The organism is Chryseobacterium sp. BIGb0232 (genome assembly GCF_024810195.1).
GTDB lineage: Bacteria > Bacteroidota > Bacteroidia > Flavobacteriales > Weeksellaceae > Chryseobacterium > Chryseobacterium pennae.
In genome coordinates, this window is sequence record NZ_JANUEH010000013.1 from 19,053 (window position 1) to 32,790 (window position 13,738).

Sequence of the window (13,738 nt, forward strand, 5' to 3'; positions counted from 1 at the left end):
AATAATGGCAAAGTTAGAGAATAATAACGAGAATGAGAATAAAAAATCAGTAACTGAAAACCTAGGGGATCAGGTACAGAAGACTGTTGAAAATGTGGAGGAAAAGGTACGGGAGACTGTGAAAGAAGCATCTGAACTGGCTTCAGACGCTATCAATCATCCTGTAGAAACAGCAGAGGAGTTTGGAAAACAGGCTATGAAAGATGTCACCAGCTACACCTGGTGGGCAAAGCTTTTGCTTATTCTTTTTTGGCTGGGTATCGTTCTTGTTGCAGGAGTTCTTATTACAGTCAATCTTCCGGTAACTAAACAGTGGGCTGCAGATCAGGCTTTAAAATTGGTAAACAATGATTTCAAGTCTGAATTTTCTACTGAAAGTGTAGAGGTGAACTATTTCGGAGATGTTACCATAAAAGGATTAAAAGTAAAAGATTATAAAGGACTCGAGTTTATTAAAGCCCGCGAGTTTTATGCTGATTCAGACTGGATCTCTCTTGCGGTGAATGCTATTTCAGGAAACAGTAATTCTCTAAGCTTTAATTCCCTGAAGCTTGTGAATGCAGATGTAAAAGTGATTACCTATAAAGGAGACAGTATTTCTAATTTTATCAGATTTGTCGACCTTTTTGATGATGGTAAAAAAAGAAATCCAAACAAACCGCCTTTTCAGCTGAATTCCAGAATTCAGATCCTGGATTCCAAAGTTTCTATTGTTAATGAAAATTCTTCCGGAGATCACGGAAAATGGCTTACTGCAACGAACTTTAATTTAAAAGCACCCAATGTTAAGGTGAATGGACCTAATATTTCGGCGCTTATTAATAATATGTCTTTTGTAACTACCAGATGGGGAAAATCCCATACGGTAGACACCTTTTCAACAGAACTGTCTTTAACCAAGCAGTTTTTGTCCTTAAAAGACCTTACTTTAAATACAGATCATACTTTACTTCAGGGAGATATTAAATTTAATCTTCATGATGGTTCATGGGCAGATTTTGAAGATAAGGTTCGCTGGGATATGAATATTGCACAGGGAAGCCAGATGAGCGGATATGATATCAGCTATTTTGTTACAAACTGGGATAATATCAAGCCATTCAACCTTTCAGGAAAAATGACTGGTCCTTTAAATAAATTTCATTTAGAGAACTTTCTGATCCGGAATCCTGATGTGAATATTGCCACCAAAACGATGAAGGTTGATAATCTGCTGAAAGGACACTTTTCCATTGAAACAAAAGACCTTTCTACAGACTTTACTTATAAAGATCTGAAGGCTATGATGCCTACTTTTATCTCCAGCAAGATGAAGAATTTTGCAGATGATTTCGGAAAACTGAAATATAACGGAACGGCAAAAGTAAATCCTGATCAGATTTATGTTGATAACGGAAACTTAATGACGGGAATAGGACAGGCAAAAATTTCTAAGCTTTCTTTAACGGGATACAGCACAGCGATGCCAAAGTATTCCGGTCGTCTTGAGGTAAAAGACCTTAATACGTCTGTTATTACAAAAAATAAATCGGTAGGATTGATTTCCGGTAATTTTGATCTTAACGGACAAAGTTTCGATGTCAATACCATGCGTCTTACCACCAAATCTCAGATTTCCAGCATTGAAATAATGGATAAGGTGATCAATAATCTTTATCTGGACGGCTTATTGGATCATAAAAAATACAACGGGCTGATTACGGTAAATGATGAGCAGGCAAAAGCAACCATCAAAGGATTAATAGATTTCAGTACATCAAAAATTATGATGGATGTAAATGCTGATGTTACCCAATTGAATATGAATTATTTTACCAATAAACCCGGAAGTCAGATTGTAAGCGGCCAGGTAGAAGGTAAAATGTCTATGTCATCCATTAATGATCTTACACTTGACGTTAATGCCAATAATCTTCACTTTGCAACTGCTACTCAGAAATACAGTATCCCAGCTGCAAAATTAAAAACTTTTGTTGAAGCAGGAGGACGTGTAATAGATGTAGATGCTCCTGGAGCTGCTACCGGAAAAATCTCGGGTAAATATAATCTTGCAGATCTTGTAGGAATGGTAGAAAATGGAGTGGGAAGAATTCTTGTGGGGCCACCACCAAGAAAATTATACAGAGATCAGAATTTTGCAATGAAATTTGATGTTCAGCAGGGACTGGTTAATTATTTTTTACCTGATCTGAAGCTTCCTCACGGAGCTTTGGTAGAAGGAGAGTATGATGGGAATTCAAATAACCTGATCCTGAACCTTGATGCCACTGCGCTGAAATATATTATGACCAAAGAAGAGGAAATTACCGATGCTGATAAAGCTTTGGCAGCTTCCAATCCTAACTACCAGATCAATGGCAGAAAGAGCCTCAGCAGAGACAGTGCTATGGTAGACAGTGTTAAAGTAAGGATCAATACTGCGAATCTTGCTCAGCAGGTGTATGCAAGGATCAATAGGTTGGAGTACAATAAAAATATTATTAAAGATTTCGAACTTAAAGGGAATAACGAAAACGGAAATACTCTTCATCTGGCTACCCTATTTAAGCATGGAAGCCCGGATGATGAAATTAATGAAAAACTTAAAGAATATGCCATTAATGTAGATCAGTCTACAGATGCAGCCGGTGATTATGTTTTCAGGTTTGAACCTACTGAAGTTAAATTCAATGAAGTTTCCTGGGCTATTGATACCAGTCCGGAGCTGAATCATTCCATTACCTACAGAAAACAGACAGGCGATTTTGATATCAGAAATCTGAGGATCTATTCAGATAAGAGTGCTTTGTTTATAAAAGAAGCCCAATTTAAATCTGCTAAAGACTTCTATGTAGATGCTGATATCAACGATTTTGCAATAGAGAAACTCCTGGAAATGCAGTCGGGTGGAAATGGAATGGATATAAAAGGTCTGGCTAACGGAACTGTAAAGATCAAAATGGATAAGAATACTTTGCAGCCTCTTGTAGACGTTACGGTGGATGATATCAAAATGAATGGTAATGAGATGGGTGATATCTCAATTTCTGCTACCAACGGATTCTCACTCAACGTTTATGATATTGATGTAAAAGTTCATTCTGCAGGTATATTGGGGAATAACAGTTTAAATCTTACGGGTACTGTTAATAATAATACAGCTTCTCCTGATATTGATCTTACTGCTGAAATGCGTGATTTTGACCTTTCATTTACTCAACAGTTTGTTCATACTATTTTTGGAAACCTCAGAGGGAAAGCAACCGGCGATCTTAAGATTAACGGAAAGCTTAATAACCTTGATTACAATGGTGATATTGCCTTGAAAGGTTTTGGATTAAAACTTCTGTTTACAGGGGTAGACTATTCATTTGATGATACCGTGATCCAATTAACCAAAGGGCTTGCAATTCTCAATAATATTGAAGTTCATGACGGGAGATCCAATTCCAAAGGAAATATTTCTGGAGCGATTCAGTTTGAAACCCTGTCTTCAATGGGGGTATCTCTTGTAATGAGGGCTGATAACCTGTTGATGCTGAATAGTTCTCAAAAAGATTTCGATCTTTTTTGGGGAAGGGTTTACGGACAGGGAGATCTTTATGTGGATGGGCCGGTATCAGGACTGAGTATTACGACACCTAATATGAAGGCTCTTAACGGAAGTACTTTTACCTTTAATTCAGGTTCCACTTCAAATGTTGAAGAATTCAAGATGCTGAGATTCCTGAAAGAAGGAAAAGATGGGTTGATAACCTTGGAAGATAAGAAAAAGACTGGTGCCAACATGAATATTGATTTCAATCTGGCTGTAGATAAAGGAACCACTGTAAATGTTCTTATTGGAGATGATGTAGGAAGTATTACTGTAAAAGGAGTTGCAGAACCTTTGAAGTTCCAGATGAACAGACAGGGAAATATTGCGATGAACGGTACTTATAAGGTAGATAACGGAACATTTATTTCAAAAGCGATTCTTAATAAAACTTTTCAGATTCAGAAAAACAGCAGCATCAGATGGGATGGTGACGCTATGAAACCAGGACTGGATATCACGGCTAACTATGTAAGAATGGTTTCCAATGTAGGGGAATATCTGAGCTTAGGAAAACTGCAGCCTATCAGTGTTTTGCTTCAGGCTAATATTACCGAATCATTGATAGATCCTAAAGTAGAGCTGAATGTTACAGCAATGGATGTTTCCAGCCAGGTAAGAGAAACTTTAGCGGCAAAAATGAGCCAGGAAGGGGAAAAAGTACTTCAGTTTGGTTCCGTTCTTCTATTGAGTACCTTTAATGTATCCAATAGTGGTGGAGTAGAAGTGAATATGGGTAACGTTGCAGAATCACAAGGATATAATATGCTTCTGAAACAGCTGGGATCAGTTCTTAATACAATGAGTAATGAATTCCAGATTGACCTGAATTATGTGAAAGGTGATCAGAACTCAAATATCGGAGATAGGGCCAATGCAGGGGTAAGTGTTGCCCTTTCGCCAAGGATGAATATTAAGACAGGACTGGGAATTCCGTTGTCAAAAACAGATGCAAGTACGACCGGAGCACAGAATAATTATCTTTCAGGAGAAGGATCTATAGAATATGATTTGTCTAAAAAGAATGATGGTACTTTGGTGGTAAGAGGGTATTCTAAGCCAACAAACATCGGAATGATCAGTACGAACGGAGCTGCAAATCAAGCCTATGGAGTAGGGGTCATGTGGAGTAAAAGCTTCAATTCTTTGTTTAAAAAGAAGAAAAAAGACAAAAAAGTGACTGAACAGAAAACTGAAATAAAAACAGATTCTATAAAATCAAATGCTAAATAATCGGAATATTTTAATGATTTTTATCATCCGTGTTAATTATTGTTAATGTTTGATATATTTTTTTTAGTTAAATTATTTTTCGTAAATTTGCAAAAAATACATAGATTTTTTAAAGAAATTGTAATTTAACTAATATGAACTATCAACTGGACGAAATAGACAAGAAGATTCTTGATTTCTTAGTAGAAAACACAAGAATGCCTTTTACAGAAATTGCTAAGCAGATGGATGTTTCTGCTGGGACAATTCACGTAAGAGTGAAAAAGATGGAAGATGCAGGTATTATTTTGGGATCATCTCTAAGCATCGATTATGGTAAGCTGGACTATCACTTTACAGCTTTCATCGGGATCCTTTTGACAAAATCAAACCGTACTCAGGAAGTATTGAAAGAATTGTCAACTATTCCTAACGTAATTGAAGCTAGCGTTATTTCTGGAAAATATAATATTTTCTGTAAAGTAAGAGCTAAAAACACGGATGATGCTAAGAGAATTATCTATCAGATTGACGACATTCAGGACGTAATGAGAACTGAAAGTATGATTTCTATGGAAGAATTCTTGAGTGACAAAAATAGACTGATCAACGCGATCTCTATTTAATTCAAATTTTAAACGAATAACTATAAAAGAACTTATGAAATCTCTCATAAGTTCTTTATTTTTGTACCTATGGAAGAATACAGCTATTTTGACGAAGATCCGAAGAAAGGATGGGGATTTGTACTGGCATTTGCAGCCTTGATGTTGTTTACAGTAATGGGATTGGGAATTGATGTTGATGAGTACCTTCAGCATGAATATCTTGATATCCCAAGATGGTACTTTTATATTATCTTTTCAATTGATGCATTGATGATGATAGGATTGGTCCTGATGTTCTTCTACAGAAAAGTCGGAATTATTATGTTCCCGGCGCTTTTGGTCATGCATTTTTTTATGCACAATTATTACCTGTCTACATTTTTGTATACGGATGTGACAAACCTTTTCCTTTTTACAGGTTTTGGTATGCTGGCCATTATTCCGAAATGGAAGTTTTTTAAATAAGAGTTTTTTCTTATTTCTACATAAAAAATAGCTTTTAAACCATGTTTAAAAGCTATTTTGTTTTCCGGATCCCATAATATTGAATGGTTTTCTGTTTCAACGGATTTTTACTCCAGTCTTTCCATTCGTTGGTATAAGGATTGTAACCACATTTTAACGGCTTCGAAATATCCCTGTTTTCCTGTGTATAATGAGACCGTTCTGTATAAGCCCTACAATCTGTGCAGATATACCTGAATTCGCAGTCTTTGCAGCCTTCTATGGCGTCTTTGGTTATATCCCAGTATCTTTTGAAACCAGGTTGAAGTAAAGCATCCTCAAGGCTTATCTTCTGAATGTTTCCAAAGCTTTCAGCCATTAAAGGACAGTTTTTAATGTTTCCTTCCTGATCTATTCCCATTTTTTTATACAGGCAGGAATTATGATTAATGGCTTCCAGAACCTTGGGAAGATTGGTATTGAAGTATTTCATATCCACTTTTCCGCAGGATGATATTTTTAGAGGTTCCTTTACAAAGTTCAGACTGAACCTGAATTCATCTTTTATTTTAAAAGGCTTCTGCGTACACAAATAGAAAATAAGATTGTAAATCCTTTCTGTGCTATGGTTCAGTTTCTGTATGAATAACCGATCTATTGCTGAGTGAAAAGGAGAAATGATTTCTATTCCCTTAAGGGCAGATGAGCTAAATGTACGGTCTATGTTAATAATCTCCTCTAATGTTAATGATCTTGAACTATAAATTACCATATGCCTGATCTCAAGATTTTCTACAGAGTCTTTAAGCCTGTTTAAAAGCCTGATATCTGCCATCTCGATAAAGAGGTTATTAATACTATTAGGCTCGCTATATTGGTGAGATAAGGCCGGAAAATTACCATCCCGGTCATTCTCTGTAATAAAACCGTATTCATTGTTTAAAAGGATCTCTACATATTCCTTAACAATATCTTGAGATTCATCATTATATGTTTCCAGAATTTCTTCAATGGAATTCTTTTTCAATTGTTCAATAAGGTCATAAAATTCCAGAGGATATAATTCTGAAGCATTTCTCTGGAGATCTGAAATCAGTATCCTGTTGGCTCCTTTTGTAATCAGAATATTACTAAATAAGGTAAAATATTTCATAGCAGTCTGGAGAGTGGTTTACAAGGTTTTTCCCTGAGATAATAATCAGTTTGGTATTTTTTACATATTGAATAATAAAATGAATTGCTATCTAGCTTAGCAGAATTCGTGATTTTGAAGATATCCATATACTGGAAGGTGAGTGGCAGTTTATTTTTTTCTTTGTATAAATTTCTCATAAATATTCAGCTATTTTTCTTTCCAATTGATAGTTACAGATATTTGATAATCCCAGGAACTGTCCTATGGGATTTATTTCCAGAAAATAAAATTTGTTTTCTTTTTTGATAAAGTCTATTGAACCACAATTGAGATCTAAGGATTGCATCAACAGATGGATCTTTTCTTCAATGTGTTTTGGAAGCTGATAGGGAACATTTCTATTAGGTTTCTTATCATTATACTTTCGGAAATCTATTTTTGTTTGTTGGTCATTTTGTGAGAAAATTGCCATGGACCAGCACTTTGTATTCAAATAAAAAGTTCTGATCTCGAAATCTTTTTCAATTTTTTCCTGAAAAAAAGTAATGAAAAAATCATTTTTTTCCTCTTTTTCAACAATTGAGGTATACATAAAACCACCGTAGTCCTTTTTGATTTCCTCCAACATAACATTTCCCCCTATAGTTTTTACGATCGTTTTATTAATCTCTACTTCTTCGGTATTTTCAGCGAGAAAATATTCAGGAACATCAAAACCTAAGTCTTTGGCCCTTTCAAGCACAGTAAGCTTGTTAATATGGCATGTGCTTTCTTTGTTGATATGTTTTTTTGATTCAAGAGTCATTCTGACGTAATCTTCAAGCCAGTGCTGTGTTTCGTACATATCAAGGTTAATTGAAGGATTACTATATTTTAAACGGTTAAAATTTAATTTACCTCTTCTATACCATACACTGTTAATTTCATCAAGAAAAAAACGATTGGTAAGGCTTTGTAAGAATATCCTCTTTTTATGTGTTCTGATTTCAAATACCTCATCTTCATGAATACGGATAAATTTTTTCTTCATGATCATCAGATATCTGATAACTTCATTTGTAGTAGCTTCATTATTTTGCGAAATGATAAGTATCATAGGTGCTTTATTCTATTTTGAAACCTTTCGGTTATTGAGCTTTTGAAAGTCTTTTGTAATGTTAGCAGATTGTTTAAGGCTTGGAAAACCTATTGCTTTACGGTTACGGTTTATCCTTGCAGAATCTGATGCATTAAAATCGGGTGTAGAATAATGTATGAATATACCGTATTGAGTTTCCAGATGATTAATATATTGATGTTTGTCAACCATTTCCATGTAATCTCTAGGAGTACATTCAACGGACTTTACATATTCTAATAGCATTGTTTTAAAGTATTCATAATGTTCATAACCTGCCATATGGTTGAATAGTAGTCCCATTGGCATAAAAACACCGTTATTCCCATACAGACCAATTTTCTGAATTGAGGGAAATCTATTTTTTTTTAAAGTCCAAACTAATAGATCTGCATTCTTCCTATCGTTAATACTAACGATTGTGCCAATACGATGATTATATTGATCTCTGTTAAATGCGATACTGAAAGAATCTACTAATTCTTTATTAAGGCTTTTTTTCCATTGTATCACTTCCTGTTCTATCTGAATGCTATCAATTCCATACTTTTTATAAAGTTTGAAAAAATCCGGATCTGCTTTTTTATATTTCCAATAGGGAGCAACCTGTGTTATAAGCCTGTAAAGACTTTTTTTTCCACCAAAGTTTTTATTGAATTTATCAGAAAGCTTAATATAAGTTTCATATTCCTTAAGTCTTTCATTTTGTTGAAACAAAGGATATTTCCTAAATAATTTTTTATACTGTTTAATGGTTGATAGTGTATCTTTATTTACTCTAAAGCTGCTATCAATGGCATATAATTTATGGTAATAGTCTATATAATTTACTTTTCTAGTCTGGCAGGAAAAGAATAGTAAGACAACAATGAGTATAAAAATATTTTTTATATAATTCATTCTCTTATATTTTGACCGGTTTATGTTGATTGCCTGTTAGTTAGTCAAGAATATAGAGGGAGAGTCTCCCTCCATATATTAATTAATCTATTTCTAACGTAGCAACGAGCTCCCCGTCATTATATAATTTGGTATCACCAGTATTGCCAGGATTTCCGTTTGCTCCTGTTTCTGAAGTGGTTCTAGTATTTGTTCCGCCACCAAATATAACCTTTGAGTTATTCAGTTTTCTGTTTTCTAAAGAAGAGAAGTTTCTCTTCATTCCAACTAATTTTTTCATTTTAAGAGTTTTTGTTTGTTAAATAAAATAGTCTGCCATATGATCCCTGGCATTGGGTGATTCATTCTGATGTTTAAATATGTACTGTACATATACAATCCAAATACAGAATGTTTTATCAACGTCGATGGTTCAAAACTAAAAATAATTACATCACTTAATAGTGATTAAATTTGTGTTTATTTTGTAATATTTTATTATGGAAACCCGTAAAATGTACAGTTATTGAAGTAATTGTACATGATTTATTACATTCAATTTGAGTGTGATTTAACAAGGTGATGGAAAATAAAAAAAAGGATAAAGTTTTGTTGTGAGAAAAGAAAATGGAATCAGGATAATGAAGCTGAAAAGCATGAATTATTTTCTATTGTACATAAATTACATATTAGATACAAGTTGTATCTAATTTTTTTAACCGGATAGATATTAAATGGTAGTTTGAGGAGTGTTTTTGAAAAAATGATGTCTTTATGGGGCAATAATGGAGATATATTTTGAATGTGTGAGCTGCTAAATTTTTGTATATAAACAGTGTCAAATAATAAGTCTATTTTCCGCTAAAAAATACACCGATGGTTTTAAGCTGAAAATACGCCTTGAAAGAAAGTATTCAAGGCCATATTTTCATCCAGTCCAAATTTCTTTTTTAAACGGTATTTAGTCATTCTTACACTCTTAGGTTCCACGTTTAGGAGATTGGCAATTTGTTTTGTATCCATTCCAAGGTAGATATAAGCGCAGTATTTCAAATCCAATGGTGTTAACTTCTGTTTAGCCTTTTCATTGATGTTTTTGAAGAAGTCAGGATGTAATTCCTGGATGGTAAACCTGATCTTTTCAAAATCATTATCTACCCGGTTTTGTTCTTTCACTACCTGGTTGATATTGATATCTGTATCTGAAAGCTTGGTCTGAAGCTGGTGAAGCACCTCATTTTTATGCTGAATATGCAACTGACTGGCCAGAACTTCACTTTGAAGTTTTTGTTGTTGTAAGGTAAGAAGTTCCTGCTCAGCTTTTAGTCTGGCTTGTTCCTCTTCCTGAAGTTTTACCCGCATTTCAGCTTCGTATTTTTCAGTATTCAGCTTTTTTTCCCTTACAATAGAGTAGCGTAATTTATAATGATAAGAACGGAACATAAAAAATGTTCCTATAAGCCCTATTATTACAAGTCCTATATACAGGAACTTCTCTTTCTTAAGGCTTGCTGTTTTTTCTGTAAGAGCTTTCAGTTCGGTCTCTTTTTTCTGGGACTGAAACTGGGCTTCCAGTCTTTTTGCGGTCTCTGCCTGTCCTTCGTTATACAGCAGATTACTGTATTCTGTTACTTTAGCCTGGTATTCATAAGCCTTTTGATAATTTTTCTGTTTTACATACAGCTTAGAAAGGTCAGTAACTATATTAATCATGACGTGATAGTATACAGGTTGCTGTGTGAGTAAGATCTGCTCAGATTTTAAAAGATACTGTTCTGATAATGCATCATCCTGATCACGTGCTGCAAGATTGCTCAGAATTCCTAATGCTCCGGCCTGGATACCTTGGTTTAAAGTCGTATGTTGAGTGAGTTTGAGGATTTCAGCTGTATCATCCTGAATTTCCTTACGGATTTCCGGCGTAATGACGGGATAGCTCAGATAATAATTGGCAAGATTTAATAATGCAAGAGCATGAGCATGAGCTGAAACCTGTCCCGGAAATTCATGATAAAGAGCAACAGCTTTTTTACACATATCTGTTACACGTTTTAAATCCTTTAGATCGCCGGTTTTTTCATAGGGAAAATAATAGCAGACTGCCATAGCAGAATAGGCTGAACTCAACATGTTCTTATTCCCTGAATTTTGGGCTAGTTCTACTGCTTTTCGAGCATATAGGGTTGCATTTTTTGCATCATTCCACTCAGAGTGAATACCATATAGGAGATAATTGAGTTTAGCATTCAAAAGAATCTCTGAAGGCTGCTTTTCAACTTCCGGAAGAATTTTCTGAATAAGTTTAATGGTATTTTCAGACTCTCCCAAGGTATTATTATAATAAATATTCAGATAAGCAGCATAGAGAGAGGCCGTTTTATCATTTGATTTTTGGGCAGTTGCATGAGCAGCATCAATGAGATTTGGAACCTTATCATATTCAGATTGATTAAGTTTAATGATTCCATTCTGAACCAGAGCTTTTACTTCTTCAGTATAATTACGCTCACTTTTGGCCAGTTTTAATTGTTCCTGAATGTATTTTTCAGCAGTAGAATACTGATCACTGACTCTGTAATATTCTGTAAGTTCATTGTAGATTTTAAATTTTTCCTCAGCAGAAGTATTGCTCTTCAACTGGTTCTTAAGTCCATCAATGTATGTATTTTGAGCCGGGCAAAAAATACAGATAAAGAATATGAAAAATAAAAAAGTGAACTTCCGTTTCATGAGGTGAAAGTACAAAAATTGCAAAGACTGATCACTGATTAAAAGTAAAAAAAAGAAATTGTAGTCTTTGTTTAAATTACTGTTAAATAGTTTGTTATGGTGTTTTGTAGACGCTTTGTAGGCACTCCTTCTTTGAGTTGAAGTTGTTTTGTAGTAATACAAAAAATTGGAGATATGCTTTCCTGTCGCAATTTTGAGGCAGTAAAAAATCAAAAAAATATTAATTAAAAAACTTTATTATGGACAACAAGACATTATCTATCGTATCATACATCACCATTATAGGATGGCTGATCTCTTTTGTATTAGGAAAAGAAAAACCAGACAGCTTTTTAAAATATCATCTTAAGCAGTCTTTAGGAGCAGCTATTCTTTCTCTTATTCTGCCAGTAATTCTTGGTATTTTAATTTCGGTTACTCATCTCGGTATTTTGGGAGTAATAGGATTATTACCATTAGTACTGATGATTATTGGAGCCATTAATGCAGCCAATGAAGTTGAAAAACCTTTGCCGTTAATCGGAAAAATGGTTGAAGATAAATTTTCGTTTATCGGATAGAATCTGAAAAACTTACATCAATGGAAGGATTCAAGCATCTAAAAAGGGAAGGAGCAGGCTATCAGGTGAAGCAGTACATATCATTACAACATCTGATAGTAGTGATCTGGGTATTGATTTCTATCATTGTGATTGTGAATACCAGCTATCTCAAGACAGGAATCGGAATGCTGGTATTTTCACTTTTACTAACCATTATTTCCTTTATTCCCCCTAAAATTTATTTTGATCCTGCTTCACAGGTTCTAACAGTTATCAATACAGGGTTGGTACGTAGGAAACTTACTTATGATCTTAATGATTTTGAAGGATTTGAACTGCAGACCATCGGTTTGAGTATGATTCCTTTAGGTTGTTATCTATATGGTAATTTCAAAAATATATCCCATTTTAAGCGTCCGGTCATATCTCAATCCTTCAGTAAGAGAACCATGCAGGAAGTAGTGAATGAGCTGGAAGACCTTAATAAAAAATACAACAGAACACTTATTTAATTTTTAATATCAGATTATGAAGAAATCATTGCTCATTGCAGGAATACTCAGTCTCGGGCTTTCGATGACCTCCTGTGATAAACTAGAGAAAATTAAAGAAAAGCTTTCACAAAATGGGAGTAATAATAATCAGACAAACCCTTTTAGTGTCAATTCAGGAGATGAAAACAGGGATATCGTTGCTTTTAATAATAAGGTTGTGAAAATGGATGAAGCCCAGACGGATTTCATCAAAAATTTTCAGGAGTCATTGATGCAGATGGATGAATATGTAAAGAGTGTAACGGCTAATCCTCAACATATCGGGATGTCCCCCATATTTACGCCTACTATTATGATGTGGGTCAACCAGGACATTAAGGCACCGGATGCATTGGGTAAAGATTATCAGGTACTTGTTGATAAGATGAAGGAAACAGCCTCTGAGCTGGAAGTGCTGAAGAAAGAGCTGGAAACTTATAAAACAGCCGAAGACTGGAAAGATGACAAAGGAAAGAAAATCACTGAGATCACTGAAAAATCCCAAAAACTTATTCAGGAAAACCGTAAGGCAGCCAATGATTTGTTTTCCAAACTTTCTCCCAAGGCAGATAAGGCAGAAATAGAGGTTCTTAAAGGGCATCCGTTGAAAGATCACATCATTCAGTCTAAAGAAGTGATGGAACTTGCCCAAAAGATCGTTGATGATTCTTATGATATTAAAGATCTGAACACTTACAAACAGAAATTTACCCAAGAGTATCAGCAGATGGAAAAATTGTATAAACGGAATATTGATGAAAAAATCCCATCATCTGAAAAACACAAAGAAGGAAGTTATATGGCTTTTAATAATTCGGTAAATGATTTCCTGGGTAAAATGAGAATTGTTCAAAGAAGCCTGAACGAAAATAGTGCTGAACTGAACAAAGATCTTGATGACCTTGAAAGCGAAGCAAATACTGTACTTAGCCGTTATAACAATTTTGTAGACTAATTGATAACA

11 protein-coding genes are annotated in these 13,738 nt (G+C 34.6%); 6 read left to right on the top strand and 5 right to left on the bottom strand.

All coding sequences use genetic code 11. The annotated features are described in order from the left end of the window. The first annotated feature begins 4 nt into the window (after nt 1-4). From M2372_RS21800 to M2372_RS21810, 3 genes are all read left to right on the top strand, one after another. Nucleotides 5-4,807, top strand: a complete 4,803-nt coding sequence (locus tag M2372_RS21800) for a translocation/assembly module TamB (RefSeq protein ID WP_123321380.1) — start codon at nt 5-7, stop codon at nt 4,805-4,807. 134 nt (nt 4,808-4,941) lie between these two features. Continuing rightward, a complete protein-coding gene (locus tag M2372_RS21805) occupies nt 4,942-5,412 on the top strand; it encodes an Lrp/AsnC family transcriptional regulator (protein WP_115972855.1) in 471 nt (156 codons plus the stop codon). A 69-nt stretch (nt 5,413-5,481) separates the two neighbouring features. Then, nucleotides 5,482-5,859, top strand: coding sequence for a hypothetical protein (locus M2372_RS21810; RefSeq protein ID WP_115972854.1), 378 nt, complete (start codon nt 5,482-5,484; stop codon nt 5,857-5,859). 52 nt (nt 5,860-5,911) lie between these two features. Here the strand turns inward: M2372_RS21810 and gwsS are convergent, their stop codons facing one another. From gwsS to M2372_RS21835, 5 genes are all read right to left on the bottom strand, one after another. Further along, the gene (gene gwsS / locus M2372_RS21815; RefSeq protein WP_115972853.1) at nt 5,912-6,991 is read right to left on the bottom strand and encodes a grasp-with-spasm system SPASM domain peptide maturase; all 1,080 of its coding nucleotides are present in this window, start codon (nt 6,989-6,991) and stop codon (nt 5,912-5,914) included. Nucleotides 6,992-7,166: 175 nt separating this feature from the next. Further along, on the bottom strand, nt 7,167-8,069 hold the full coding sequence (gene gwsG / locus M2372_RS21820) for a grasp-with-spasm system ATP-grasp peptide maturase (RefSeq protein ID WP_123321379.1): 903 nt from the start codon (nt 8,067-8,069) through the stop codon (nt 7,167-7,169). 12 nt (nt 8,070-8,081) lie between these two features. Beyond that, nucleotides 8,082-8,990, bottom strand: a complete 909-nt coding sequence (locus M2372_RS21825; RefSeq protein ID WP_123321378.1) for a hypothetical protein — start codon at nt 8,988-8,990, stop codon at nt 8,082-8,084. Between the two features lie 82 nt (nt 8,991-9,072). Further along, nucleotides 9,073-9,270 carry a hypothetical protein gene (locus tag M2372_RS21830; RefSeq protein WP_115972849.1) on the bottom strand — a complete coding sequence of 66 codons (198 nt, stop codon included), beginning with the start codon at nt 9,268-9,270 and terminating at the stop codon, nt 9,073-9,075. A 581-nt stretch (nt 9,271-9,851) separates the two neighbouring features. Further along, nucleotides 9,852-11,699, bottom strand: coding sequence for a hypothetical protein (locus M2372_RS21835; RefSeq protein WP_123321377.1), 1,848 nt, complete (start codon nt 11,697-11,699; stop codon nt 9,852-9,854). 239 nt (nt 11,700-11,938) lie between these two features. Between M2372_RS21835 and M2372_RS21840 the strand changes: the two genes are divergently transcribed. From M2372_RS21840 to M2372_RS21850, 3 genes are read left to right on the top strand one after another with little or no spacing between them, the layout of a single operon-like run. Beyond that, nucleotides 11,939-12,259 carry a DUF4870 domain-containing protein gene (locus M2372_RS21840; protein ID WP_123321376.1) on the top strand — a complete coding sequence of 107 codons (321 nt, stop codon included), beginning with the start codon at nt 11,939-11,941 and terminating at the stop codon, nt 12,257-12,259. 20 nt (nt 12,260-12,279) lie between these two features. Further along, nucleotides 12,280-12,753 carry a hypothetical protein gene (locus tag M2372_RS21845; RefSeq protein ID WP_123321375.1) on the top strand — a complete coding sequence of 158 codons (474 nt, stop codon included), beginning with the start codon at nt 12,280-12,282 and terminating at the stop codon, nt 12,751-12,753. Between the two features lie 16 nt (nt 12,754-12,769). Next, the gene (locus tag M2372_RS21850; RefSeq protein ID WP_123321374.1) at nt 12,770-13,729 is read left to right on the top strand and encodes a DUF3829 domain-containing protein; all 960 of its coding nucleotides are present in this window, start codon (nt 12,770-12,772) and stop codon (nt 13,727-13,729) included. Nucleotides 13,730-13,738 lie beyond the last annotated feature (9 nt).

Bases quoted from the DNA above. Each gene is read 5' to 3' on its own strand.
- M2372_RS21800 (WP_123321380.1), top strand. From the start codon at position 5: ATGGCAAAGTTAGAGAATAATAACGAGAATGAGAATAAAAAATCAGTA.
- M2372_RS21805 (WP_115972855.1), top strand. From the start codon at position 4,942: ATGAACTATCAACTGGACGAAATAGACAAGAAGATTCTTGATTTCTTA.
- M2372_RS21810 (WP_115972854.1), top strand. From the start codon at position 5,482: ATGGAAGAATACAGCTATTTTGACGAAGATCCGAAGAAAGGATGGGGA.
- gwsS (WP_115972853.1), bottom strand. From the start codon at position 6,991: ATGAAATATTTTACCTTATTTAGTAATATTCTGATTACAAAAGGAGCC.
- gwsG (WP_123321379.1), bottom strand. From the start codon at position 8,069: ATGATACTTATCATTTCGCAAAATAATGAAGCTACTACAAATGAAGTT.
- M2372_RS21825 (WP_123321378.1), bottom strand. From the start codon at position 8,990: ATGAATTATATAAAAAATATTTTTATACTCATTGTTGTCTTACTATTC.
- M2372_RS21830 (WP_115972849.1), bottom strand. From the start codon at position 9,270: ATGAAAAAATTAGTTGGAATGAAGAGAAACTTCTCTTCTTTAGAAAAC.
- M2372_RS21835 (WP_123321377.1), bottom strand. From the start codon at position 11,699: ATGAAACGGAAGTTCACTTTTTTATTTTTCATATTCTTTATCTGTATT.
- M2372_RS21840 (WP_123321376.1), top strand. From the start codon at position 11,939: ATGGACAACAAGACATTATCTATCGTATCATACATCACCATTATAGGA.
- M2372_RS21845 (WP_123321375.1), top strand. From the start codon at position 12,280: ATGGAAGGATTCAAGCATCTAAAAAGGGAAGGAGCAGGCTATCAGGTG.
- M2372_RS21850 (WP_123321374.1), top strand. From the start codon at position 12,770: ATGAAGAAATCATTGCTCATTGCAGGAATACTCAGTCTCGGGCTTTCG.